Source organism: Curtobacterium sp. Leaf154 (genome assembly GCF_001424595.1).
GTDB classification, from domain to species: domain Bacteria; phylum Actinomycetota; class Actinomycetes; order Actinomycetales; family Microbacteriaceae; genus Curtobacterium; species Curtobacterium poinsettiae.
Window position 1 is genome coordinate 63,804 of record NZ_LMOS01000009.1, and the last position, 23,140, is coordinate 86,943.

At 71.3% G+C, this 23,140-nt stretch carries 23 protein-coding genes and 4 pseudogenes; 9 read left to right on the forward strand and 18 right to left on the reverse strand.

The window, feature by feature from the left end; translation table 11 throughout:
- Window positions 1–305: 305 nt before the first annotated feature.
- Window positions 306–1,349: an L-glyceraldehyde 3-phosphate reductase gene (gene mgrA / locus ASF75_RS16675; RefSeq protein WP_017887559.1), complete on the reverse strand. Its 1,044-nt coding sequence runs from the start codon at window positions 1,347–1,349 to the stop codon at window positions 306–308.
- 91 nt (window positions 1,350–1,440) lie between these two features.
- Between mgrA and ASF75_RS16680 the strand changes: the two genes are divergently transcribed.
- From ASF75_RS16680 to soxR, 3 genes are all read left to right on the forward strand, one after another.
- On the forward strand, window positions 1,441–1,896 hold the full coding sequence (locus tag ASF75_RS16680; protein ID WP_031259984.1) for an iron chaperone: 456 nt from the start codon (window positions 1,441–1,443) through the stop codon (window positions 1,894–1,896).
- Window positions 1,893–2,945, forward strand: a complete 1,053-nt coding sequence (locus ASF75_RS16685; RefSeq protein ID WP_056073242.1) for a YdcF family protein — start codon at window positions 1,893–1,895, stop codon at window positions 2,943–2,945. Before ASF75_RS16680 ends, ASF75_RS16685 begins: the two co-directional genes overlap by 4 nt.
- 79 nt (window positions 2,946–3,024) lie before the next feature.
- Window positions 3,025–3,525 (forward strand): redox-sensitive transcriptional activator SoxR, encoded by a 501-nt coding sequence (gene soxR / locus ASF75_RS16690; RefSeq protein ID WP_017887562.1) that lies wholly within the window; start codon window positions 3,025–3,027, stop codon window positions 3,523–3,525.
- Here soxR and ASF75_RS16695 read toward each other — a convergent pair.
- Entirely contained in the window at window positions 3,522–3,962 is a 441-nt protein-coding gene (locus ASF75_RS16695) for a MarR family winged helix-turn-helix transcriptional regulator (RefSeq protein ID WP_235517735.1), read from the reverse strand. The two genes, soxR and ASF75_RS16695, sit on opposite strands and share 4 nt — an antisense overlap.
- A gap of 46 nt (window positions 3,963–4,008) precedes the next feature.
- Between ASF75_RS16695 and ASF75_RS16700 the strand changes: the two genes are divergently transcribed.
- Entirely contained in the window at window positions 4,009–5,253 is a 1,245-nt protein-coding gene (locus tag ASF75_RS16700) for a multidrug effflux MFS transporter (protein ID WP_042539876.1), read from the forward strand.
- A gap of 12 nt (window positions 5,254–5,265) precedes the next feature.
- Here ASF75_RS16700 and ASF75_RS16705 read toward each other — a convergent pair whose 3' ends face one another.
- On the reverse strand, window positions 5,266–5,973 hold the full coding sequence (locus tag ASF75_RS16705) for a phosphatase PAP2 family protein (protein WP_017887565.1): 708 nt from the start codon (window positions 5,971–5,973) through the stop codon (window positions 5,266–5,268).
- A 98-nt stretch (window positions 5,974–6,071) separates the two neighbouring features.
- Between ASF75_RS16705 and poxB the strand changes: the two genes are divergently transcribed.
- Entirely contained in the window at window positions 6,072–7,796 is a 1,725-nt protein-coding gene (poxB, locus tag ASF75_RS16710) for a ubiquinone-dependent pyruvate dehydrogenase (RefSeq protein ID WP_056073245.1), read from the forward strand.
- Between the two features lie 66 nt (window positions 7,797–7,862).
- On the opposite strand, the gene ASF75_RS16715 is transcribed toward poxB, so the two are convergent.
- Window positions 7,863–8,270: a hypothetical protein gene (locus tag ASF75_RS16715; RefSeq protein WP_200942704.1), complete on the reverse strand. Its 408-nt coding sequence runs from the start codon at window positions 8,268–8,270 to the stop codon at window positions 7,863–7,865.
- Window positions 8,271–8,365: 95 nt separating this feature from the next.
- On the opposite strand from ASF75_RS16715, the gene ASF75_RS16720 reads away from it, so the two are divergent.
- Window positions 8,366–9,163, forward strand: coding sequence for an L-threonylcarbamoyladenylate synthase (locus ASF75_RS16720; RefSeq protein ID WP_056073248.1), 798 nt, complete (start codon window positions 8,366–8,368; stop codon window positions 9,161–9,163).
- A 173-nt stretch (window positions 9,164–9,336) separates the two neighbouring features.
- On the forward strand, window positions 9,337–9,744 hold the full coding sequence (locus ASF75_RS16725; RefSeq protein WP_235517736.1) for a hypothetical protein: 408 nt from the start codon (window positions 9,337–9,339) through the stop codon (window positions 9,742–9,744).
- Between the two features lie 77 nt (window positions 9,745–9,821).
- Here ASF75_RS16725 and ASF75_RS16730 read toward each other — a convergent pair whose 3' ends face one another.
- The 5 genes from ASF75_RS16730 to ASF75_RS16755 form a co-directional block, all read right to left on the reverse strand.
- Window positions 9,822–10,241 (reverse strand): RidA family protein, encoded by a 420-nt coding sequence (locus tag ASF75_RS16730; protein ID WP_056073254.1) that lies wholly within the window; start codon window positions 10,239–10,241, stop codon window positions 9,822–9,824.
- A 43-nt stretch (window positions 10,242–10,284) separates the two neighbouring features.
- Window positions 10,285–10,959 (reverse strand): hypothetical protein, encoded by a 675-nt coding sequence (locus ASF75_RS16735; RefSeq protein ID WP_056073258.1) that lies wholly within the window; start codon window positions 10,957–10,959, stop codon window positions 10,285–10,287.
- 224 nt (window positions 10,960–11,183) lie between these two features.
- Window positions 11,184–11,483 (reverse strand): Dabb family protein, encoded by a 300-nt coding sequence (locus ASF75_RS16745; RefSeq protein ID WP_082509808.1) that lies wholly within the window; start codon window positions 11,481–11,483, stop codon window positions 11,184–11,186.
- Window positions 11,484–11,516: 33 nt separating this feature from the next.
- On the reverse strand, window positions 11,517–12,404 hold the full coding sequence (locus tag ASF75_RS16750; RefSeq protein WP_017887576.1) for an SDR family oxidoreductase: 888 nt from the start codon (window positions 12,402–12,404) through the stop codon (window positions 11,517–11,519).
- Window positions 12,405–12,548: 144 nt separating this feature from the next.
- Complete coding sequence (locus ASF75_RS16755; protein ID WP_017887577.1) at window positions 12,549–13,280, reverse strand: S1 family peptidase; 732 nt, start codon at window positions 13,278–13,280, stop codon at window positions 12,549–12,551.
- Between the two features lie 199 nt (window positions 13,281–13,479).
- Between ASF75_RS16755 and ASF75_RS16760 the strand changes: the two genes are divergently transcribed.
- The gene (locus tag ASF75_RS16760; RefSeq protein ID WP_056073265.1) at window positions 13,480–14,193 is read left to right on the forward strand and encodes a GAF and ANTAR domain-containing protein; all 714 of its coding nucleotides are present in this window, start codon (window positions 13,480–13,482) and stop codon (window positions 14,191–14,193) included.
- Here ASF75_RS16760 and ASF75_RS16765 read toward each other — a convergent pair.
- The 6 genes and pseudogenes from ASF75_RS16765 to ASF75_RS18200 form a co-directional block, all read right to left on the reverse strand.
- Entirely contained in the window at window positions 14,190–15,194 is a 1,005-nt protein-coding gene (locus ASF75_RS16765) for a diacylglycerol/lipid kinase family protein (RefSeq protein WP_056073268.1), read from the reverse strand. The genes ASF75_RS16760 and ASF75_RS16765 overlap by 4 nt on opposite strands.
- Window positions 15,195–15,243: 49 nt before the next feature.
- On the reverse strand, window positions 15,244–15,420 hold the full coding sequence (locus tag ASF75_RS18025) for a hypothetical protein (RefSeq protein ID WP_017887580.1): 177 nt from the start codon (window positions 15,418–15,420) through the stop codon (window positions 15,244–15,246).
- 83 nt (window positions 15,421–15,503) lie between these two features.
- Window positions 15,504–15,711: pseudogene (locus ASF75_RS16770) on the reverse strand (acyl-CoA desaturase); the annotation flags it as partial.
- Between the two features lies 1 nt (window position 15,712).
- Window positions 15,713–16,078: pseudogene (locus tag ASF75_RS18270) on the reverse strand (fatty acid desaturase); the annotation flags it as partial.
- Window position 16,079: 1 nt separating this feature from the next.
- Window positions 16,080–16,475 (reverse strand): annotated as a pseudogene (locus tag ASF75_RS18195) (fatty acid desaturase); the annotation flags it as partial.
- Window position 16,476: 1 nt separating this feature from the next.
- A pseudogene (locus ASF75_RS18200) lies at window positions 16,477–16,696 on the reverse strand (fatty acid desaturase); the annotation flags it as partial.
- A gap of 539 nt (window positions 16,697–17,235) precedes the next feature.
- Between ASF75_RS18200 and ASF75_RS16785 the strand changes: the two are divergent.
- Complete coding sequence (locus tag ASF75_RS16785) at window positions 17,236–17,973, forward strand: GAF and ANTAR domain-containing protein (protein WP_056073278.1); 738 nt, start codon at window positions 17,236–17,238, stop codon at window positions 17,971–17,973.
- Window positions 17,974–17,986: 13 nt separating this feature from the next.
- On the opposite strand, the gene ASF75_RS17810 is transcribed toward ASF75_RS16785, so the two are convergent.
- The 3 genes from ASF75_RS17810 to ASF75_RS16800 all read right to left on the reverse strand — a co-directional run bounded on the left by ASF75_RS17810 (window position 17,987) and on the right by ASF75_RS16800 (window position 22,844).
- A complete protein-coding gene (locus ASF75_RS17810; RefSeq protein WP_017887583.1) occupies window positions 17,987–18,490 on the reverse strand; it encodes a GNAT family N-acetyltransferase in 504 nt (167 codons plus the stop codon).
- A 2-nt stretch (window positions 18,491–18,492) separates the two neighbouring features.
- On the reverse strand, window positions 18,493–21,294 hold the full coding sequence (locus ASF75_RS17815; protein WP_056073281.1) for a hypothetical protein: 2,802 nt from the start codon (window positions 21,292–21,294) through the stop codon (window positions 18,493–18,495).
- A gap of 302 nt (window positions 21,295–21,596) precedes the next feature.
- Complete coding sequence (locus tag ASF75_RS16800) at window positions 21,597–22,844, reverse strand: ice-binding family protein (protein WP_056073284.1); 1,248 nt, start codon at window positions 22,842–22,844, stop codon at window positions 21,597–21,599.
- Window positions 22,845–23,140: the final 296 nt, after the last annotated feature.

Sequence of the window (23,140 nt, forward strand, 5' to 3'; positions counted from 1 at the left end):
TCGTGACCAGTCGGCAGGCGACCCGCGACGGAACGCGACGGAACGCGACCGGACGGCGGACGGGAGGCGCGTGGCGGCGTGCCCCGCGCCTCCCGTCCGGCGTGCCGCGCGCCCAGGGCCCCGCAGCGGTCACGACACCCCGTCGGCCGGCCGCGGCGCGGTCGCAGACCGTCGCCTGCGGCGCCGCCAGCCGACAGTTCGCGACCAGTCGGAAGGCGACCCGCGACGTGTCGCGACCAGTCAGCTGAGCTGACCGGGCAACGAGATGCGACCCGCCGAGGAACTGCTGCGGCGGGTCGCTCGGGTCAGGAGACCTCGCCCGCGCGGGCTCCCGCCCACAGGTCGACGTCGGTGATGCCGACGGAGTGCTCGTCGATGACGCGGAGCTCCTCGTCGGTGAACGACGTGTTCGACAGCGCGGCGACGTTGTCCTCGAGCTGCGAAACCCGCGACGCACCGATCACGAGCGAGGTCACCCGCTCGTCGCGGAGTGCCCAGGCGAGCGCGAGCTGCGCGAGGGACTGTCCGCGGGCGGCGGCGACGTCGTTCAGGGCGCGGAGGTGCTCGACGACCTCGGGCGTGATGCTCGACGCGTCGAGGGACTTGCCCGCCGCCGCTCGGGAGTCCTCGGGCACACCATTCAGGTACTTGCCGGTCAGCAGCCCCTGCGCGAGGGCGGTGAAGCCGATCACGCCGAAGCCGAGTTCGCCGGCCGTGTCGAGCAGCCCCTCGGTCTCGATCCAACGGTTGAGCATCGAGTACGAGGGCTGGTGGATGAGGAGCGGGGTGCCGAGGTCGCGGAGGATCTCGGCTGCCTGCCGACTGCGCTCGGCGTCGTACGACGAGATCCCGACGTACAGCGCCTTGCCCTGCTGGACCGCGGTGTGCAGGGCGCCCATCGTCTCCTCGAGCGGGGTCGACGCGTCGAGGCGGTGCGAGTAGAAGACGTCGACGTAGTCCAGGCCCGTGCGCTGCAGGGACTGGTCGAGCGAGGCGAGCACGTACTTGCGCGAGCCGCCGCCCTGCCCGTACGGTCCGGGCCACATGTCCCAGCCCGCCTTCGTCGAGACGACCATCTCGTCACGGTACGGCCGGAAGTCCTCACGCATCAGGCGGCCGAAGTTCACCTCGGCGGCGCCGTACGGCGGGCCGTAGTTGTTCGCGAGGTCGTGGTGGGTGATCCCGAGGTCGAAGGCCCGGCGGCTGATGGCGCGCTGGTTCTCGAAGGGCATGTCGTCCCCGAAGTTGTGCCAGTAGCCCAGGGAGAGCAACGGCAGGTCGAGGCCCGAGCGGCCGGTCCGGCGGTACGTCATCGAGTCGTAGCGGTCGTCACTGGCGATGTAGGTCATGCAACGAGCCTGGCACTCGAAGACGGCCACGGCCTCGCGTGCTTCGCTTCGCGGACCCATGATGGGTGCACCAGACCACGAGGAGACGACGATGGCACGGACGACGAAGACCGAGACCACCTTCACCGACGAGGAGCGCGCGGCGATGCAGGAGCACGCCGCCGAGGTCAAGCGCACCCGCAGCACGAAGGGCACCAAGGCCGAGAAGGCCGCAGCCGACGCCGCTGCGGTCGAGGCGAAGATCGCCGAGATGCCCCAGCCGGACCGGGGACTGGCGGAGCGCATCCACCGCCTCGCGCTCGAGGTCGCACCCGAACTCGCGCCGAAGCTCTGGTACGGCATGCCCGCCTACGCGCGCGACGGCAAGGCCGTGTTCTTCTTCCAGGACGCCGCGAAGTTCAAGGCCCGCTACGCGACGCTCGGGTTCCAGGACTCGGCCGCGCTCGACGACGGCACGTTCTGGCCGACGTCGTGGGCGATCAGCCCGGAGTTCTCCGAGGCCGACGAGGCACGGGTGGCCGAGCTGATCCGCCGCGCGGTCGGGTGACGGTGCTCGGGCTGGGGGCCGCTCCCGTCTTCGCCCTGCTGTTCCTGGTGCTGTACCTGCTCGGACGACGCCGGGACCCGCGGATGCTCCGCAACGGGGTGTTCCTGACCGCGGCCGTGCTGTTCGGGCTCGCGACGGTCGTGTCCGTGCTGACCGCGGTGGTCCCCGGGTTCAGCCTGCTCGTCGCCGTGGTGCTGTTGCTCGTGCCGCTCGCCGTGGTGGTGCTCGGGGTCGCCCTGGTCGCGAACGGCCTGCAGATGCTCCGGGCCGAGGGCCGCAGCGTCGGCAACCTGCTGTCGCTCGCCGCCGGGGTGGCCGTGTTCGTGCTGCCGGCGGTCGCCATCGCCCTGCTCGTCTCGGGAAGCGGTGACGGCTTCACGCTCTGGGACGGCACGAAGATCGCGGTCGCCGTCCTGATGGTGTTCGTCTGCGGGTACTTCGCCCTGTCCCTGGTCGCCTTCGCCCTGTACTCGGTGGTCTACGGGCGGACGCGGCACGGCATCGTCCCCGACACGATCGTCGTCCTCGGCTCCGGGCTTGTGCACGGCGAGGTCCCACCGCTGCTGCAGAGCCGGCTCGACCGGGCGCTCGGCGTCTACCGGGCCGAACGGAGCGCCGGACGCCGGCCGCTCCTCGTGCCGTCCGGCGGGCAGGGCGACGACGAACCCCGCCCCGAGGGCACCGCGATGGCCGAGTACCTGGTGGCGAACGGCGCCGACCCGGACGACGTGGTGCCGGAGACCGCGTCCCGGAACACCCGCGAGAACCTGCGGTTCTCGCGGGACGTGCAGACGGCCGCCGGACGGGACGGCCAGATGGTCGTGGTCACGAACAACTACCACGTGCTGCGGGCCGCGACCCTGGCCCGTCGCCTCGACCTGCCGGCCCAGGTCGTCGGCGCGCGCACGGCCGCGTACTACGTCCCGAGCGCGTTCCTGCGGGAGTTCGCGGCCGTGATCGTCGAGCACCGCTGGCTCAACGTCGTCGCCTGCACGCCGTTCGTGCTGTTCACCGGGTTCCTGCTCTGGGAGTCGTTCCAGCAGCGGTAGACGCGACCCACGGACGGACTGGAGGCCCGTGGCGGGCCCGCCACGCGCCTCCAGTCCGAGCCGCCGTAAGATCTCGACCATGGTCGAGATCCAGCCGCCACGTCCCACCGACCTGCTGCCCATCGGCGAGATCGTGCGCCGCACGGGCGTGGCCGCCTCGGCCCTGCACTTCTACGAGCGCAAGGGGCTGATCCACCCGGAGCGCACCGACGGTGGCACGCGGATGTACCCGCGGCACGTCGAACGGCGGATCGCGATCATCCAGGTGGCCAAGCGCCTCGGCATCCCGCTCAGCGAGGTCGCCGAGCAGTTCGAGGCGCTGCCCGCCGACCGCATGCCCTCGCTGCGCGACTGGAACCGGCTGAACGAGCGGTGGCGCGCACGACTGCGGGCCCGCCAGCTGGAGCTCGAGCGCCTGCAGCAGGAGATGACGCAGTGCATCGGCTGCGGCTGCGTCTCGCTCGGTGCCTGCTCGGTCGTGAACCCGGGCGACGCCCTGGGCGACGAGGGGCACGGCGCACGCCGACTGCTGCCGATCGAGGACGACGCAGCCGGCGCCGCCGAGGACGCTGTCGCCTAGCTCGCGCGCAGTCCGTCGTCGATCCGCTGCAGCAGCGCGAGGGCCTCGGCCGTGCCCCGCTCGTCGCCGCCGAGTGCCGTCCGGAGCTTGCCGGACCAGTGCCGGTAGAGCCGGTCGACGCTCTCCTGCGCCAGCGCGGTCGAGTGCAGCTGCACGGTACGGGCGTCGGCAGGGTCCTGGCGCCGGTCGACCATCCCCTTGGCCACGAGCGACCGGAGCGCGACGCTGAGGTTGCTGCGCTGCAGAGCGGTGGCCTCGGCGGTGGCGCTGGGCGAGGTGCCCGGGTTGCGGTTGATCCAGCGCATCACGAGCGCCTCGGTGCCGGTCAGCGGCACGATGTCGAGCGTCTCGGAGCCGTGTGGATCGATGTCACGCGCGATCCGGAGCAGGACGTCCGCGAACTCGGCGAGGACGTGGTCGGACACGGCGGAGTGCATGTCCGTACTGTACCGATCTCCGGCGATGAGTTATGCTTTCATAACAATGACCACGGACACCGGAACCATCCGCGCGACGATCGCGACACCCACGACCAAGCAGCAGGGCATCACGACCGCGCTGCTCCTGGTGCTCGGCCTGCTCAGTGCCGTCGCCCCCTTCGCCACCGACCTGTACCTGCCGGCGTTCCCGCAGATGACCACCGAGCTCGGGGCGAGCGCCACCGCCGTGCAGCTCACCCTGACCGCGTTCCTGGTGGGCGTGACCGCGGGCCAGCTCGTGTTCGGCCCGCTGTCCGACCGGTTCGGCCGTGTGCCGCCGCTCATCGCCGGCGCCGCCGTGTGCGTGCTCGCCAGCATCGCCGCGGTGCTCGCGCCGAACATCGGCGTGCTCATCGCCGCCCGCCTGCTGCAGGGCCTCGGCGGTGCGGCCGGCATGGTGATCAGCCGTGCGGTCATCTCCGACCTGGCGACGGGCAAGTCCGCCGCCCGGGCGTTCTCGCTCATGATGATCGTCGGCGGGGTCGCCCCGGTCGTCGCACCGCTGCTCGGCGGCCTGCTCACCGGCCCGATCGGCTGGCGCGGCCTGCTCTCGATCGTTCTCGGCCTGTCCGTCGTCATGCTCGTCGCGGTCCTCGCCGTGATCCGCGAGACCCACCTGAAGGAACACCGCGACACCCTGCGCGCGGAACGCCGCGGCTCGGGCTCCGCACTCCGAGCCCTGCGCTCCCGCACGTTCCTCGGCTACACGGCCGTGTTCGGCTTCGCGTTCGCCGTGATGATGGCCTACATCTCCGCATCACCGTTCCTGTACCAGGACATGATCGGCTTCGGCACGGTCGGCTACGGCCTGGCCTTCGGGCTGAACGCCCTGGCGCTGATGGGCGTCAGCATCCTGTCCGCCAAGCTCACCGCGACCCGTTCGGTCACGGGGGTGCTGTCGCTCGGCATCGTGCTCGTGCTCGCGTCGACCGTCGCGTTCGCGCTGCTCGTCGTCTCCGGGGCGCCGGTCATCTGGCTCGCCGTGCCGCTGTTCACCGCGGTGGGCTCGCTCGGCCTGGTGCTCGGCAACGCCACGGCGCTCGCCCTCGGTGCGGTTCCGTCGGCCGCCGGCAGCGCCTCGGCCGTGCTCGGTGCGCTGCAGTTCGGGCTCGCAGCGCTCGTGTCCCCGCTCGTCAGCATCGGCGGCTCGGACACCGCGGCACCGTTGGCGATCGTGATGCTCGCCGCCGCGGTGGTGGCCGTCGTGGCGCTGCTCGCGGCGCGGGGCCGGACCAGCACGGCCCGCTGACCCAGCCCGGCGTCAGCCCCGCCGCGGCCGCAGGAACGGCACCCGCGGCATGAGCCAGTCGACCCACACCACCCGCACCCCCGGCGCCACGGCGAGCGCCCACAGGATCGAGGCAGCGGCGTCGGTCGGGTAGTGCACCGCGTCGATCGACACCGCGAAGAACACGATCACGATGGCCACGACTCCCAGCGTCAACGCCAGTCGGTGCCACCGGGTCTCGCGGAGCAGCCAGATCAGGGCGATGACGAACGCCGTGATGTAGACCGTGTGCCCGCTCGGGTACCCGGGGTCGGGCTGCACCGGGAACGGGTGCGGCAGCACGGCGACGTCGGGCCGGGCACGGTGCACGATCTCCTTCACGACGGCGGACGGCACCCACGTGATCGCGATGGTGCCGCCGAACGCCAGCGCCGGGCGCAGGTCGCGCGTGCGCCACCAGATCACGGCGACGACGACGACCGTGATCCCGATCGCCGGGGCCGGACTGATCACGTGGTAGACCGCCGTGGTGAACACCCCGGTGAACCCGGTGTGCAACGCGTTGAGGGCCTTGGACAGCCCGAGGTCCACCGTGCCCAGGGTGAACCCGACGATGGTGATGACGACGACCGCGATGACGGCGATCGCCACCGAGACGAGCGGGTACGGCGAACGCTCGAGGATCCCGTACGCGGCGGGCTCCCGTCGGCGGGGACGGAGGAGCGGCGCGTCGTCGGTCATCAGACCATCGTGACAGCCCGACCTCGGCATCTGGGGTCGAGCGAGCCTCACGATCATCCGAAAGCGTTCAGCGCAGCGGTCGGGAGTAGACAGGACGCATGCCAACCGTTGCCGAGAACATCGTCGCCACCCTCCGCGCCAACGACATCCACCGGGTCTACGGCCTGCCCGGGGACTCCCTGAACGGCTTCACCGACGCCCTGCGCAAGGACGGCACGATGCGGTGGGAGCACGTCCGTCACGAGGAGGCTGCTGCGTTCGCCGCCTCGGCCGAAGCCGCCCTGACCGGTGACCTGACCGTCTGCGCCGGCAGCTGCGGGCCCGGCAACCTGCACCTGATCAACGGCCTGTACGACGCGAACCGTTCGCGGGTGCCGGTGCTGGCGATCGCCGCGCACATCCCCACCGCGGAGATCGGCTCCGGCTACTTCCAGGAGACCCACCCGCAGGAGCTCTTCCGCGAGTGCTCGGTCTACGTCGAGTACGTCGCCGACCCGGTGCAGATGCCCCGCCTGCTCGAGATCGCGATGCGCGAGGCGATCGAGAAGCGCGGCGTCGCGGTGCTCGTGATCCCCGGCGACGTCCTGCTCGCCGAGGCGAAGGACGACCGCGTCACCCGCATCGAGCGGACCACCCCGCGGATCGTGCCGAGCGAGGCCGAGCTGCAGCGCACCGCCGACCTGCTGAACGGTGCCGACCGGATCACGATCCTGGCCGGAGCCGGCGTCGCGGACGCCCACGACGAGGTCGTCGCCCTGGCCGAGCGCCTGCAGGCCCCGATCGTGCACGCACTGCGCGGCAAGGAGTACATCGAGCACGACAACCCGTACGACGTCGGGATGACCGGGCTCCTCGGCTTCGCCTCCGGGTACCGCGCGATGGAGGACGCCGACGTCGTGCTCATGCTCGGCACCGACTTCCCGTACCAGCAGTTCTTCCCGGCCAAGGGGAAGCACGTGCAGGTCGACATCCGCGGCTCGCAGCTCGGCCGTCGGCACCCGGTCGACATCGGCCTGGTCGGCACCGTCAAGGACACCGCCCTCGCACTCATCCCGCTGCTGACCGGCTCACACCCGACGAAGCACCTCGAGGACTCCCTGAAGCACTACCGGAAGACCCGCGAGAAGCTCGACGACCTGGCGGTCCCCGCCGGGAAGAAGAAGCCCCTGCACCCGCAGTACGTCGCCCGGGTGCTCGACCGGCTCGCCGCCGAGGACGCCGTCTTCATCCCCGACGTCGGCTCCCCCGTCGTGTGGGCGTCGCGCTACCTCACGATGAACGGCAAGCGCCGGCTGATCGGCTCGTTCGTGCACGGCACGATGGCGAACGCCGTCCCGCAGGCGATCGGTGCGCAGACCGCCTTCCCGGACCGGCAGGTGATCGCGCTGGCCGGCGACGGCGGGCTGACGATGCTCCTCGGCGAGCTCATCACGATCGTGCAGAACAAGCTGCCCGTGAAGATCGTGGTCTTCGACAACTCGTCGCTCAACTTCGTCGAGCTCGAGATGAAGGCCGCCGGCTTCGTGAACTACGGTACCGAGCTGCAGAACCCGGACTTCGCCGCGGTCGCCGAGGCGATCGGCATCAAGGGCTTCCAGGTCGACGTGTCCGACGACTTCGAGGACGCGATGGCCGCCGCGCTCGCGCACGACGGCCCCGCGCTCGTGTCGGTCCGCGCGAACCGCCAGGAGCTCTCCATGCCCCCGGCGGTCACGCTCGAGCAGGCGAAGGGCTTCACGCTCTACGCCATCCGCACGGTGCTGTCGGGTCGCGGCGACGAGCTGCTGGACCTCGCGTCCACCAACGCGCGCCAGCTGCTGTAGACGTGACCGGATGACGGACTGGAGGCTCGTGGCGGCGCCGCCACGAGCCTCCAGTCCGTCTCTTCGTCACCACCCGAGCGTCTGGCCGTCCTCCAGGAACACGCCGGTGGGGCCCTCCGGGCCCGCGCTCGCGGCGGTCGCGATCGTCGCGGCGCTGACCTCGACGGGGCGACCGTGCGGGTTCGGCATGCCACCGAACTCGGTGGCCGTGTAGCCGGGCTCGACCGCGACGAAGTGCACCTCGGGCACGACGCGCGCGTACTGCACCGTCAGCATCGAGACGGCGGCCTTGGACGCCCCGTAGACCACGGCAGGCACGGTGGACGCCGGCTTCGACGGGTCGTGGGTGGCGGTGAAGGAGCCGAGCGCGCTCGACAGGTTCACCACGATCGGGTTCGCGGAACGACGCAGGAGCGGCAGCGCGGCCTCGGCCCTTCGCTGCGAGACCGCCTGAACCCTTCGGAGAAGGCCCACAGGTCGCGTCCACCGCCCTTGTCCGGCTCGACCGGCGTCCATAGGCTCCCGCTGTCAGACGATCGTCTGGTATCGAGAGCGGAACGAGGACGGGCATGAACGACGACACGCGGGTCAGCATGAACCGAGTGCACTGGACCGGCGGCGTGCCCCGGAGCGCAGTGGACGCGCTGCTCCACGACGGCGGACTGGCGGTGGTCCCCACCAAGGTCGGCTACATCCTGATGACCTCGGACCGCGCGGGCCTGGAGCGGAAGTTCGACGCCAAGGAGCGCAACCGGAACAAGCCCGGCGTCGTCCTCGTGAGCTCGCTCGAGATGCTGCGCAGCATCGCACAGCTCACCCCCGAGATCGACGCCCTGTACCAGCGGTGCTGGGACGAGGACATCCTGCTCGGCTGCATCCTGCCCTGGAGCGACCAGGGCCGGGCAGCGCTGCCGACCGACGGCTCGGACGACCTGATGATGGACACCCGCGGCACGTCCTGCTTCGTCATCAAGTTCGGCGTCCCTGGCGAGCTCGCCGCCCGCGAGCTCTGGACGGAGCACGGCAAGTTCGCCTTCGCGAGCTCCGCCAACCCGTCGGGCACCGGCAACCGCGGTGTCGTCGACGGCATCGGGGAGCGCATCGCCGAACGTGCCGACGTGATCGTCGAGGCGGACGACTACGTCGCGTCCATCCAGCCGGAGAAGAGCACCGAGACCCGCTACGAGCAGGGCGTCATGGTGTCGATGGTCGACAGCTCGGGAACCCTGATCCCGGTGCAGGACGGACAGCGCTCGATCACTCCCGCACCCACGCTCATCCGCAAGGGGCTCGACGTCGACCGGATCATGGGGCTGCTCGCCGACACGTTCACCAGCTGGGACTACCGACAGGGTGAGTACTACTGAGCCCGCACGGACGTCTCGGCACCGCCGTCTCGGCAGGAGACGCGGACACGACGCCGGGCACCGGGCGTGCGGCGAGATCAGCGGGACGGAAGCGTCTGTCGCGTGAGGACGCCTCGAGCCGCATCACGGCGTTCGTGTACGGGAACATCGTGATCCTGGGCACGATCGCACCGATGGTCCCGGACACCGCCGCGAGTGGTCGGGGGCTCTGGTACGTCCTCGCCACCGCGTTCTCGACCTTCCTGGCGCACACCTTCGCCGAGTTGGTCGGCCGCCGTGTGCGGAGTGACCAACGGCTCGCCGGGGAGACCATCGGAGCCGAGCTGCGCGACTCGCTGCCCGTCCTCACCTCCGGTCTCGTCCCGGCGGCCGTCCTCGCCTACGCCTGGCTGACCGGCGCGTCCGGGCTGGTGGCCGAGATCCTCGCGATCGCGTACCTCGTGGTCCGGCTCGCCCTCCTCGGCCCCGTCGTGGCCCGGCTCCGCGGGGAGAAGCCGTCCCCGCGCACGTTCGCCGCCGGCCTCGTCCTCGCACTCGTCGGAGTCGGCATCGCCCTGGTCAAAGCCGGTCCCGGCTTCTGAGGCCGGCCGGAGCACCAGGCCGGACACCGACAGACCGGATCGGGCGGTCCAGGTGGTCCCCGGAGCGCTCTGCACCGTCACACGGGCAGATCGTCGGGGACCGCCGCGACCGCCTCGATCTCGACCAGCTGGTCGTCGTAGCCGAGCGCCGTGACCCCGAGCAGGGTGCTCGGCACGTCGTGCGCGCCGAAGGCGTCGCGGACAACATCCCACGCGGTGACGAGGTCGGCCTGTCGCGAGGACGCCACGAGCACGCGGGTGCTCACGACGTCCTGGATGGACGCACCAGCGGCACGCAACGCCCGCTGCATCGTCTCGATGCACCTGGCGGCCTGGCCCGCGTAGTCCCCGACCGCGACGGTCGACCCATCAGGGGCGAGCGGGCAGGCCCCGGCGAGGAACACGAGCCGCGTCCCGCTCGGCACGGTCGACGCGTACGCGTACTGCGCCACATCGCTCAGGACGTCGGACCGGATGAGACGGACTGCGCTGGCCATGCACGTCATCCTGCCAGCCGCGATGCTCCGGGCCCCGGGTACCTCAGGCGCAGTACTCGTACGGCAACATCGCGGTCGACCCCACCCAGATCGCTCCCACGGTGGCGCCGTCCGTCCCGAGCTGGAACGTCATGTAGCGTCCGTCGGCCTGCACGCTCCACATCGAGTACGGCCCCTGGTCCTCACCGTAGGTGCCGGTGTACTGCAGGTCCGGGTACGCGGAGCGCACCTCGGTCAGGGGCGTGCCGATGCCGATCCCGGCGTCGGTCTCGGGCGAGTTCGTCGTCACCGGATCCGGCCCCAGCCCACCGATGGTCACGCCCACGACCTTGCCGTCGCGGGGGATGACGATGAGGCCGGGAGCGTCATCTCGGTTCCAGAACGTCGTCTCCGGGCTGGCCGGACACGCATCCGTGCTCCGGGTGTAGGCGGCTGCCAGGTCGTCGATCTCCCCCTCCACCTCGCCGCCCAGCGCGATCGGCCCGACCTCCTTCGTGGAGATGGTCCACGTTGCCGGGTCCGACAGGTCGAACGCCGTTCCCGTCACAGTCGGGGACGGCGTGGGCGTCGGGGTGCCGGGGTCGGCCGTCGGGGTCGGCGTCACCGTCGCGGTCACGGTCCGGGTCGGCGTCGGAGCGGACGGCCCGGAACACGCGGTCAGCGTCGCCGCCGCGAGGAGTCCGAGGGTCACGCCGGCGGTCCGGATGGTGCTGTTCACAGGGTCTGGTCGCCGATCATCGTCTGGTCCTTCCGTGGGTGGACGTCGAACGGGTCCCCGCCCGCAGGCGGGGACCCGACCGGCGTGGGCGCGACGAAGCGGCGCCGACCGGTGACCCCCGCGCCGTTGCGATGGCCGATCCACCGTACTTCGAGCCTCCACGGGGAACGGAACCCCTCGGTCGCCATCGCAACCAGAGCGTTACACAGCTTCCGGCGCGGTGATCAGTCGGCGTCCTCGACGTCGAACACGACGACCCGCGCGTTCGCCGCCCCGATGAAGTCCGCCACCGGCCGGTGCTCCGGGTGCGGCAGGTACCCGGCGAGCGCGGCACGATCACGGAAGCGGACGACGAGCATCCAGTGGAACCCGCCCTCCAGTCCCTCGGTGCTCACGCTGGTGCCGGACTGCACCGACTCGACCCCCTCGACCCGTGGCAGGTGCGCACGCGACAGGGCCGAGGCCTCGGCGGAACGGTCCGCCCCGTCCCACTCGACCAGCACGGTGTGCGTCACTCCGGACACGTGGTCCCCTTCCTCGAACGCAAGAACGCCAGTTCAGAACGCCGGCGTCCCACCGGCGATCGTGATCGTCGACCCGGACTGGTAGCTCGACTCCGGGCTGACCAGGTGCACGTAGGCGGCACCGAGCTCGGCGGGCTGACCGGGACGGCCGAACGGCGAGCTCTCGCCGAAGTGCGACACCGTCTCGGCGTCGTCGGAACCCGGCTGCAGCGGCGTCCACACCGGGCCGGGCGCGACGGAGTTGACCCGGATGCCCTTCGGCGCGAGCTGCTGCGCGACGGCCTCGGTGAAGAGCTTGATCGCACCCTTCGACACCGCGTAGTCGATCTTGTCCGGGGACGGCGTGGACGCCTGGATCGAACCGGTCGTCACGATGGTCGACCCGGGCTCGAGGTGCGGCACGGCGGCCTTGGTCAGCCAGAACAGCGAGTAGATGTTGGTCTTGAAGGTGGAGTCGAACATCGAGGTGTCGAGCGTGAGGATGTCGTCGTTGCTCTCCATGCGGCCCGCGACCATCACCAGGGTGTCGAGGCCGCCGAACTCGTCGACGCCCTTCTGCACCAGGTCCGTGCAGTACTGCTCGTCGGAGATGTCCCCGGGGAACAGCACGGCCCGACGGCCCTCGGACTCGAGCAGGTCGCGGACCTGTTCCGCGTCCTCCTGCTCATCCGGCAGGTAGGAGAGCACCAGGTCCGCGCCTTCGCGTGACAGGGCGATGGCGGCGGCACGGCCGATGCCGGAGTCGGCACCGGTGACGATGCCGCGGTACCCCTTCAGGCGGCCGAGCCCGACGTAGCTGTCCTCGCCGTGGTCGGGCTTCGGTTCCATCTTCCACGCGGCGCCCGGCAGCGACTGTTCCTGCTTCGGGTACGGCGGTGCCGGGTAGAGGGTGTTCGGATCGCGCTTCTCGTACTGGCTCATGGCCCCACTGTCGTCGTCGTGCCCCGGACGGGCGCTCAGCTGGCAGCTGGCGGGCGCAGGCGACCCCGCGCCCTGAAGACGGGTGTGGACGCCACTGGAGGCGCGGTGCCAGCTGGCACCGCGCCTCCAGTGGGGTCAGCTGGTTCAGACGCCGGCCGTGGTCTTGATCCAGGACGAGGCCTGCGACAGCAGGGCGTAGTTGGAGCCGGCCTTGGTGTTGGCGCCGGGGTCGGCGCTGTCGCCGGTGGAGCAGACGGCGACGACCTTGCCGTTGACGAGCAGCGGGCCGCCCGAGTCGCCGTGGTTCGAGGCACCGGTCACGCCGGTGAGGTGCTGGGCCCGACCGCTGAAGGCGTCGGTGCTCGCGCCGGTGAGCGAGACGGTGGCCTGGTACAGGCCGTCGGACTGGGTGGCGTTGGCCCGCAGGCCGTAGCCCTGGATGGTGCCGGTGCCGCTCGACTTGGCGGTCGCGGTGAGGTCGAGGGGTGCGTAGGTGGACAGCGGGTAGGCGGTCCGCAGGTGCACGAGCGCGATGTCTCCGGCGGGCGAGGTGCTGATGCGGTCGACCGAGACGGCCGTGCCGCGGTTGACGGTGGAGTTGGAGTGGTAGACCCGCATCGCGCCGATCCCGTCGATGCAGTGCCGGGCGGTGAGGACCCACGAGGCGTTGAGCTGCTCGCCGGTGCAGTTGCTGACGTACCCCGAGGGGATGGAGCCGCCGGATGCTTCGAGCTGCACGGCCCACGAGGTGGTGGGGGCCTTCTCGCCGCCGACGACCTTCGTGCTGACGGGCAGCGCGGACGCGGGCGAAGCGGCGAACACGCCGGCGGTGATGACGGCGACCGCGGCGAACGCGGCTGCGATGGACTTCTTCATGACGACTCCTCTGTCGGTGAAGCACCTACCAGTTGCGTTGTGCAACTGATGCGCCATCCTTGCCCCTTGCTCAGGGTTCGCACCAGTCCGCACTTCGACGGACGCGGGCGTCGATCGTGTCCTCGCAGGCCGGTACCGGTCGTCCGGTACGCGAACTGGCTGGGCGGTGCGCCAACGGTCTCGTCGTAGCGTCGGGTGCATGACGACGAGTGACGAGACCGCTTTCCCGGACCGGGTCGCGCGGGTCTTGGAGCCGGGTCTCGACGTGCTCGACGCCGTGGACCGCGTCATCGCGGCGTGCGTCGAGGCGACCTCGGCGATCGAGGCAGGCATCGTCATCGCGGACCGGTTCGGCACACTGCAGGTCCTGGCCTCGACGAGTGAGCGCAGCAGCGAGGCCGAAGAAGCCCAGCTCGGGACGGACGAGGGCTCGTGCCTCGACTGCTACCGGACCGGCACGACCGTCGACGTGGCCGACGTGTCGACGCACGAGTCGGAGTGGCCGGCATTCGTGACGACGATGCGTGACCGCGGGCTGCAGGGCACGTTCGCCGAGCCGATCCGGTTGCGGGACCGGACGATCGGCTCGCTGTGCGTCTTCGCCGACCACACCCGCGGCCACAGCGACGAGGACGTCGTGCTGATCCAGCTGCTCGCCGACGCCGCTTCGGCTGCCCTCGTGCGCCAGCGGGACCGTGGTGGCCCCGTCACGATCGAGGACCGGGTCGAGGACGCCCTCGGGGCGCGGGTGCTCGTCGAGCAGGCGAAGGGTGCGCTCGCCTACCGGCGGGGCATCCGGATGGACGAGGCGTTCCAGCTGCTGCGACGTGCTGCGGCCGACGCCGGCCGCAGCCTCCGCGCGCTGGCCGAGGACGTCGTGCACCGGGGCGCCGACCTCGGCAGCACCGGCTAGGCCCGTCGGGTCCGCGGCCCGTCCGGCTCCGTCCGCAGCACCAGGCCGTGGTGGTCGGTGGTGAGCGTCACCGCGACCACCTCGCCGAACGCATCGCCGTCGAGCTGCACGCGCTCGGGGGTGTCGACGGTCAGCCGGAGCGTCCGCGCCCGGGTGTACCGGAGCGCACGTGACGTCGGCAGGACCCGGGCCAGGAGCCGCCCGAACCGGGTGCGCGAGAAGAACCGGTTGAGCGTCAGGGCGTACCCGACCTTCGTCCACCCGAACCACCCGGCGGGCCGGAACGCCACGGCGTCGAGGACCCCGTCGTCCGGTCGCGCCGCGGGCAGCAGCAGGATGCCGGCGGTCAGCGTGCCGCAGTTCCCGACGATGATCGTGTGCGCGCTCATGCTGCGGAGCGGGGCGTCGTCGATCCCGTAGTGCACCGGGATCTGCCGGTTGCCGATGACGGACCGGGCGATGGGGTCCGAGTAGGCCACCCACCCCAGGCGCTTCTTGACCCAGGCGTTCGTGTCCGCCGCCATGCTCGCGTCGAGGCCGATGCCGGTCATCACCAGGAACGCGTGGGACGTGGTGACGCCGGCCGGGTCGGTCAGGTCGGCCAGTCCGACGTCGATCGGGCGGTCGACCCCGGTGAGGCCCGCACGAACGGACCGCTGGAGGTCGCCGAGGGGCAGGCCGAGGTTGCGCGCGAACAGGTTGCCGGTGCCGCTCGGGAGGAGCGCCACCGGGATCCCGGTGCCGCGGAGCTCCTCGGCGACGATCCGGAGCGTGCCGTCGCCGCCGGCGACCAGGACGACGCTCGGGTGTGCCGCGCACGCCGCCCTGGCGGCCGCGCGTCCGTCGTCGTCGGCGCTGGTGGTGAGCCAGAGCGACTCGTCCCATCCGTGCGCGCGCTCCTCGGTGCGGAGCACGGCCCGGAGCCGGGCCGCGTCGATCTTGGTCGGGTTCACGACCACGGCGGCGCGCAGCGGGCCGGGTTCGTTCGGGGGCGTCGGCATGCGGTCGGTGCGGGGGTTCCTGCTGGTGGTGCGCTTCGCCAGTGGCGGACTAGTTGGTCCGGCCGGCGTTGCGAGCCTTGTTGCCGCTGCGGCGGACGGCGCCGAAGACGATCGTGCCGAGCAGCAGGACGATGCCGATGATGCCGAGCCAGAGCAGGCCCTTCAAGGCGAAGCCGACGATGGACAGGACGGCCCAGATGACGACGAGGACGATGACGGTCTTCACGGTGGTGGTTCCTTCGGTGGGGTGTGGTGCGTGCGAGGTGGGGTCCCGGCGGGGTGGGCGTCGGGCGGGGTGGGGTGCCCGTGTCAGTGGATCCGGAGCTCGGTCACCATGGGGCAGACGAAGGGGTCGCGGGCGGCGAGGCCGACACGGTTGAGGTACCGGACGACGATGCCGTACGAACGCAGCARCGTGGTCTCCGTGTAGGGCACGTCGAGGGTGTCGCAGTGGTCCCGCACCAGCAGGCGGGCCTGCTTCAACGCCGGACGCGGCATCGACGGGAACAGGTGGTGCNCGTGGTCTCCGTGTAGGGCACGTCGAGGGTGTCGCAGTGGTCCCGCACCAGCAGGCGGGCCTGCTTCAACGCCGGACGCGGCATCGACGGGAACAGGTGGTGCTCGACCTGGTAGTTCAGCCCACCCATCAGGAACGACACCCACCARCCRCCACGGATGTTGCGCGAAGTCCGCACCTGGCGGGAGAAGAAGTCGACCTTCGCGTCGTGGGCGATGGTCGGCATSCCCTTGTGGTTCGGAGCGAACGAAGCACCCATCATCACGCCGAACACGGCCAGCTGCACCCCGAGGAACGCACACGCCATCCCGAACGGCAGGAACCAGAACACCACCGTCAGGTAGATCGCGAACCGCGCCACCAGCAGNACGCCGAACACGGCCAGCTGCACCCCGAGGAACGCACACGCCATCCCGAACGGCAGGAACCAGAACACCACCGTCAGGTAGATCGCGAACCGCGCCACCAGCAGGATGCCCTCGAGGACGCGCCCCCGGACGTCGCTGCGCCCGCCCGTCCCGCGGAGCACCGACATGACGGCGGCCCGGTGCAGGTTGATGCCCTCGAGCGTGAGCAGCGGGAAGAACAACCAGCCCTGGTTCTGCACGAACACCCGGAGCGGCCCGTTCTTGACAGCCGCTGCGTCCTCGGGCAGGAAGCGGATCGCGTCGGGGGCGATGTCCGGGTCCTTGCCGACGGTGTTCGGGTTGCCGTGGTGCCGGGTGTGCTTGTTCATCCACCACGAGTAGCTCAGCCCCACCAGGNCGTCGGGGGCGATGTCCGGGTCCTTGCCGACGGTGTTCGGGTTGCCGTGGTGCCGGGTGTGCTTGTTCATCCACCACGAGTAGCTCAGCCCCACCAGGAACGTGCCGAGCCAGCGGCCCGCGCGGTCGTTCCACTTCTGGGACTCGAACACCTGACGGTGCGCAGCCTCGTGCGACAGGAACGCGAACTGCGTGAACAGCACCCCCAGCGCACCGGCCACGATCAGCTGGAACCACGAGTCACCCAGGAACGCGAANCTGACGGTGCGCAGCCTCGTGCGACAGGAACGCGAACTGCGTGAACAGCACCCCCAGCGCACCGGCCACGATCAGCTGGAACCACGAGTCACCCAGGAACGCGAAGACGACCCAGCACGCGGCCGTGGCGACGACGAGTGCGGTGAACAGCGCCCAGTAGAAGCCCCGACGGCGACGGAGCAGCCCGGCTTCCTTCACCTGCGCCAGCAGCGCGGAGTACGACGAGGTGCCACCGGTCCGTGGTCCGGCCGGGGAACCGGTCTTCCGGAAGCCGCTGGAGAGGGGTTTCGAGCTGGTCTCCCGCTGCGGGCTGGTACCGGCGTGCTGCGTGGTCATGGGTTCCCTGGTCGTCATCGGAATGGAAGAACGTTCCGGCGGCCGGGGTCTGGGGCTGCTGGTCCAACGCTAGAGCCGTCACGCTCCCGGGTGCAAGCCACAGGTCCGCGTGTCCGCCGCTCGACTACGGTTGTCCCGCCTGCTCGACGGAAGGACCGTTCCCCACATGACCGAGGTACGCGAAGCACGACTGGTCGAGACGTTCGTGACCCTCACGGACTCTCTGGTGGCGGACTACGACGTGGTCGACGTGCTGCAGACGCTGGTCGACCGGGCCGTCGAGCTGTTCGACGCCGCCGCGGGCGCCATCCACCTGCTCGACAAGCACGACGAGCTGCGGGTCGTCGCCTCGACGAGCGAGCGCAGCAGCTTCATCGGCCTGCTCCAGCTCAACGCCGGCGAGGGGCCCTGCATCACCGCCGTGACCACCGGCCGGTTGGTGACGTCGGAGAACGCCGACGACCTGCGGCAGCACTGGCCACGGTTCGCCGAGGCGTCGCGGGCGCGTGGCTACGCGGGCGTCCACGCCATCCCGCTCCGGCTGCGGGACACCACCGTCGGGTCGCTGAACCTGTTCCGCGAGACGGAAGGGGCGCTGAACGGAGCCGATGCCCGAGCCGCCCAGGCCCTCGCCGACGTCGCGACGATCAGCCTGTTGCAGCAACGGACCCTCGAGCACGCGACCCTCACCGCGGAGCAGCTCCAGCGTGCCCTCGACAGCCGGGTCGCCATCGAGCAGGCCAAGGGGTACCTCGCACGTGCGGCCGGGGTCGACGTCGAGCAGGCGTTCGGCATGATCCGTCGCTACGCACGTGCCACCCAGCGGTCCCTGAGCCAGGTCGCCGACGACGTGGCACGCGACGACGTCCCGCTCGCCGACCTCGTGGCCGCCGGAGCGTCCTGAGCGCCCTGAGGGTTCACACGGGCCGCCTCCGGACCCACCGTTCCTCGTCGAGCCCCGTCCCGGGGTCGGTCAGTCGCGGACCCTCTGGCACGAAGCCGTGCTTGGCGTAGAACCGGCGCGCACGGGTGTTCGCCGCGAAGACGAGCAGGTGTGCGTCCTCGTCGCCGATGGCCGCGTCGAGGAGCAGGGCGGCGACACCGGTGCCGTGCGCACCCCGGTCGACGTACAGGGTGACGAGTTGGAGCTCGGGGAGCCCGCCGGCCGGGTCCGCTCGGCGCTCGGTGCTCGCGACGCCGAGCAGGGTCCCGTCGTCGGCCCGCGCGGTGAGCACCCCGCGGGTGCGTGTCCGGATCCGCTCCGCCCAGCGCGCGGCGCGGTCGGCACCAGCCGTTCCGTCGAGGAAGGCGTCCGGCACCACCCCGCGGTACGTCTGCTCCCAGCAGCGCGCCTGGAACGCACCGATCTCGCGCGCGTCAGCCGTGGTGGCGCGCGCGATGACCGGTGCCGGACCGTGCACGGCTACTTCGTCGTCGTGAAGGTGCCCCGAGCCCGCTGGTCCGAGCCGTAGCCACGGGCGTGCACCACGTGCGTGCCCGGTGCCAGCGCCGCCACGGTCTTCGTGACCTTCAGGCGGACCTTGCCGGCGGCGTTGGCCGTCGTGCGGGTGGCCCGGCCGCCGTCGATGCTGACGGTGACCGACTCGCCGGCGCGGAAGCCCGTCGCCGAAATCGCGACCTTGGCACCCTTCCGGCTGCTCGCGGGCGTCACCGCGATCGGGGTGCTCGTCGCCTGGGCCTCGGCACACGCGTCGCCCGGGGTACCGACCGCCGGAGCGGATGCGGTCACGCGTCCGTTCACGGCGCGCACGCCGTCGTCCTCGCGGATGCGCATGGTGCCGATCGAGTCGCCGATCACCGAGCCGCCCTGGGTGTTGCTGAGCGTCATCGGGTAGTCCGCCGTCCGCGAGAACGACGGGGTGCGGTCGCCGTTCACCGACACGGCGACCGCGCGGCAGACCTCGCCCGGCTGGAACGTGACGGCCTGCATCGCCGGACGGATGCGGTTGTCCGACGCCTGGTCGAGGTCGAAGGAGACCGTCGTCGCCTGTTCGGCCGGCCGCGAGAGCACGACCGCTGCCCGGACGACCGTGCGGGTGCGCCCCTCGTCGACGAAGCGGTCGGCGATGCGGGCGGTGGGACGGTTCGTGACCACCGGGGTACCGAGGGTCGCTGCGGGCAGGAGCGAGAGGTCGCTCAGCAGCATCCCGCTGTTCTTCTGCGGGACGTCGATCGTCACCTCGCGCACCGACGCCAGGTCGATGCCGGTGAAGGTGTCGAGCGGGATGCGTGCCTGCTGCAGGATCGTCTTGCGCGGCGCTGTCCGGGTGCCGGGGAGCAGCTGACCGGCACGGCTGGTGTCCGACACGCGTCGGGTCGCCACGGCACCGGTGGCGTCGCGGAGGCTGATCGAGACGTCGGCGTTCGTCGTCGCCGTGTCGTCCGGGGTGAGCCGGAGCGACAGCGCCTGGAACCCGGTGAAGTCACCGGCCGTCGGGGCCACCGGGACGTGCACCTGTCCGCCGGTCGCCGCCTTGGTGGGCGTGACGTGCAGGGCCGGGGTCGCCGGCACCGAGGAGGCCAGGAACGCGGGCGTGTAGTCCGGGGCGTTCGACGTGATCGAGACGCACGCCGGCAGGGTCTGCTTCGCGGGCAGGTTGTCGGTGCTCGCGCAGGTCTTCGCCGTCAGGGCACCGGTGGTGGTGATCGCCGGGTTCGTCGTGTCGAACAGGGCCAGGTCGCGTCGGCTCGCGCCGGGCTGCGAGGCCGTCACCCGGATGTCTGCCGCGCCCAGGGCGGCGGGCTGCCGGTCGGTGCCGTCGAACATCGGCAGGAACTGCTGCTCACCGTCGAGCGTCAGGCGGAAGAACCCGCTGATCAGGCTCGTGCCGACGGCGTACTGCTGGTCGGAAGACAGTCGGGTGGTGTGCTTCGCCTTCGCGCCGCAGACCGCGTCGGACTCGTCGTACCAGTCGTCCGACGACGCCTTCGCGTACTTGCCCGGGGTCCACGTCGTGTTGAAGAAGTTGTGGTTCGCGCCCATCACCAGGACCGAGGAGCGCAGCACGTCGTCCCCGAAGGCCGTGCGGGAGTCGTCGTAGAAGTGCTGGCCCTGCAGGTCGGACACGTCACCGTCGCAGTACGGCAGGACCACCGCCGTGTTCGTGTCCGGCAGGGTCATGCGCCCGAAGTCGGTCGGCGCCAGGGGCAGGACGGCACGGATGCCGAAGGGGCTGGTGCGCTGCATGTTGAGCAGGGCCGCTCGGACCACGCCGTCACCGCCGCGCGAGTGCCCCATCAGCCCGACGTGCTGCAGGTCGAGCTTGCCGGTCAGCAGCGGTGACAGGCGGGGTTCCTGCCCGGCGTCGGCGCGCTGGAGCAGGCTGAGGTGGTCGAGGACGAGCTGGCCGCGGGCCACCGCTCCGCCGTCGTCCGAGTAGCTGCCGTCGAGGGCGTTGATCGCGTTCGCGGAGATCGACACGACGACGTTGCCGTGGCTGGCGAGCGCGGTCGCCGCGGCGTTGTAGCCGAGGTAGCTCGGGATGTCCGTCTGGCCCTTCCCGCACGGCCACGCCCTGGGGTTCTCGGTGCCGCCGACGCAGGCCTCGTGGCGGCCGTGCAGGAACACGACGACGGGGCGCTTGCCCGGGGCGTCCTCCGGGACGAAGACCGCGGCACGCATCTCGCCCTTGCGGCCGAAGCCCTTGATCGTCTCGGCCTCGTTGCCCAGGTCGTAGTCGGCCCGGGTGACCGCGTACGGGCCCGCTGCAGCGGGGTCGTCGGTCAGGGGTGCCGGGGCCTCGCGCGGCGCCACCGTCTGCGGTGCGGTCGCCGACTGGCGGTTGCCCTGCAGGTCGGTCGCACCCGACCATCCGAGTTCGACGCTGCGGGCGTCGGCGACCGTGGGGTCGGTCGTGGTGACCGTCAGCTGCCGCTGGTCGAGGCTCGTCTGCGCCACGCCGATGTCCGTGCCGTCGACCAGCAGGACCGGTGCCGCTGCGCGGATCGGCAGGGGCTCGGCGAGGGTCAGGACGACGGTGTACCCGCCGTCGGTGGGCGTCACGGTCCAGTCCTCGCCCTGCGCGACGGGCGTGCCCGGGGTCGTGATCGTGGTCGTCCCCGTCGCGGCGGTGGGCCCGTCGCCCGGTGCTGCGGTCGCGGGCAGTGCCGCGATCGTGCCGGAGACGGCGAGCGCCCCGGCGATGAGTGTCGAACACGCGATCTGCAGCGCGATGGTGGAACGGCGTCTCGGCGAACGGTTCACGTCGGATCTCCCCTGGTGCGACGGGCATGCGCCACCGCACGCTCCGTCGCCAACAGTAGGGAGACAGCTGTTGGCACCGGATCGTCCTGGAGGATGACGTGACGGCTCAGTACCTGAGGGTCCTCACGGGTGCGATGACCGGGTCGTCCTCGACGAGCCGGGAGGCCCGTGGCACGTCGTCGACGACGCCGTCGGTCGGCATGCCCCCGCGCGGTCGGGCACGTGGACCGTTCGCGAGTCCGGTGACGGCACGCAGACGGCCCCGCGACCAGGGTCGCGGGGCCGTCGGTGGTGCGGGTGGATCAGATGCGGCCGACGGTGCGGCGGCGGCGACGCAGCAGGACCATGAGCGTGGCTCCAGCGGCGAGCAGGGCCGCGGCGATGCTCAGCGGGATGGTCGGGTCCGATCCGGTGAAGGCGAGCTGACCGGTGGGCTGGTCGGTTCCGCCGCCACCGCCGGCGCCCGCGGGGCCGGTCGGGGTGTCGGTGGGCACCACGGCCGGAGCGGTCGGGCTGGGTGTCGCGGTGGGCACCGGTGCCGGGGCACGGACCGTGATGGTGACCGTCTGGGTGTCGTCCGGGCTGGTCCCGTTGGACGCGGTGATCGTCACGGTCGAGGTACCCGGGGTGGTCGGGGTACCCGAGATGACGCCCGTGGTGCTGTTGATCGTCAGGCCGTCGGGCAGGCCCGTGGCGGTGAAGGTCGGGTTCGGGGTGCCGGTCGCGGTGACGGTGGACGAGTAGGGCACGTCCACGGTGCCGTCGGACGGGGTGCCCGAGGTGATGGTCGGCGACTCGGACGGGGTGCCCGGGGCGGGGCAACCGTTCGAGGCGGTGATCGTGTTGGTGTCGAGGGTCACCGCGCCGGTGCGGGCCAGCAGTCGGCCCTGCACGGTCGCGCCGGTGGTGGCGGTCACGGACCGCTGTGCCAGGACGGTGCCCTGGAACTGCGCGCCGGTGCCGACGGTGGCCGAGCTGCCGACCTGCCAGAAGACGTTGCACGAGCTGGCGCCACCGGTGATCGTGATCCGGCTGGCGGACCCGATGGTCAGGGTCGACGCGGCCTGGAACACCCACACGGAGTCCGCGCTGCCGGCCAGGGTCAGTGCGCCGTTGTTCGCCAGGGCGAGCGCGCCACCGGAGTACACACCGGGCGAGAGCGAGAGACCGTTCAGCTCGGTCAGACCGGTCTGGGTCGGGGAGAGCGACGCGGCGACGTTGTAGGCGGTGGTGGTGTCGCGCTGGGCCTGTGCGGCTGCGGCGTCGGTCTGGTGCGTGGTGCCGTTGACGACGCCGTTCGGTGCACCGCCGAAGCCCGTGATCGACGTGCCCGGCGACAAGCCGAGGTCGCCGTTGACCACGGAGGGGCCGGTGTTCGTGACCGCACTGGCGCCGAGGACGCCGTAGGTCGATGCTGTGCCGAGGTTGACGGGACCGTCGATGACCGTGGCGGCTGATGCTCCGCCGCCGGTGCCGAGGGTGATCAACGCTGCGACGGCCGCGGCCGAGACGACGAGGAGGGAGCCCCGTCGGCGGTGGAGAGCGTGCATGGCCGTCTCTTCCTGCTGGGAGAGGCGGGGTGACGTCGGCGACGAGCGCGCATTCTCGGAGACTCGAAGTATGCGCTTCTCCACAGCCAGGACCTAGGAATGTCTGCACATCCGGTCGAAGCCTGACAATCGGCCCGGATCCCAGCCGGATCGGGGGACGCGAGCGCATGATCACCACAGGTTGACCGGTCGCTCGCACCAGCGGCGGCCGGGTAGGGAGTTCGGGTCTCCCGTCAGCCGGTGCGGCGCCTGTCCTCGGGTTGGGCAGGTCGCCCACCCCCCGTGCCACACGGCGA

Excerpts from the sequence above, each read along its gene's own strand:
- ASF75_RS16705 (WP_017887565.1), bottom strand. The coding sequence starts at position 5,973 with ATGACCGACGACGCGCCGCTCCTCCGTCCCCGCCGACGGGAGCCCGCC.
- ASF75_RS16800 (WP_056073284.1), bottom strand. The coding sequence starts at position 22,844 with ATGCACGCTCTCCACCGCCGACGGGGCTCCCTCCTCGTCGTCTCGGCC.
- ASF75_RS16765 (WP_056073268.1), bottom strand. The coding sequence starts at position 15,194 with ATGCCGACGCCCCCGAACGAACCCGGCCCGCTGCGCGCCGCCGTGGTC.
- ASF75_RS16760 (WP_056073265.1), top strand. The coding sequence starts at position 13,480 with ATGACGACGAGTGACGAGACCGCTTTCCCGGACCGGGTCGCGCGGGTC.
- ASF75_RS16785 (WP_056073278.1), top strand. The coding sequence starts at position 17,236 with ATGACCGAGGTACGCGAAGCACGACTGGTCGAGACGTTCGTGACCCTC.
- ASF75_RS16720 (WP_056073248.1), top strand. The coding sequence starts at position 8,366 with ATGAACGACGACACGCGGGTCAGCATGAACCGAGTGCACTGGACCGGC.
- ASF75_RS16730 (WP_056073254.1), bottom strand. The coding sequence starts at position 10,241 with ATGGCCAGCGCAGTCCGTCTCATCCGGTCCGACGTCCTGAGCGATGTG.
- mgrA (WP_017887559.1), bottom strand. The coding sequence starts at position 1,349 with ATGACCTACATCGCCAGTGACGACCGCTACGACTCGATGACGTACCGC.
- ASF75_RS16695 (WP_235517735.1), bottom strand. The coding sequence starts at position 3,962 with ATGCACTCCGCCGTGTCCGACCACGTCCTCGCCGAGTTCGCGGACGTC.
- ASF75_RS16680 (WP_031259984.1), top strand. The coding sequence starts at position 1,441 with ATGGCACGGACGACGAAGACCGAGACCACCTTCACCGACGAGGAGCGC.
- ASF75_RS16700 (WP_042539876.1), top strand. The coding sequence starts at position 4,009 with ATGACCACGGACACCGGAACCATCCGCGCGACGATCGCGACACCCACG.
- ASF75_RS16725 (WP_235517736.1), top strand. The coding sequence starts at position 9,337 with ATGGTCCCGGACACCGCCGCGAGTGGTCGGGGGCTCTGGTACGTCCTC.
- ASF75_RS16750 (WP_017887576.1), bottom strand. The coding sequence starts at position 12,404 with ATGAGCCAGTACGAGAAGCGCGATCCGAACACCCTCTACCCGGCACCG.
- poxB (WP_056073245.1), top strand. The coding sequence starts at position 6,072 with ATGCCAACCGTTGCCGAGAACATCGTCGCCACCCTCCGCGCCAACGAC.
- ASF75_RS16755 (WP_017887577.1), bottom strand. The coding sequence starts at position 13,280 with ATGAAGAAGTCCATCGCAGCCGCGTTCGCCGCGGTCGCCGTCATCACC.
- soxR (WP_017887562.1), top strand. The coding sequence starts at position 3,025 with ATGGTCGAGATCCAGCCGCCACGTCCCACCGACCTGCTGCCCATCGGC.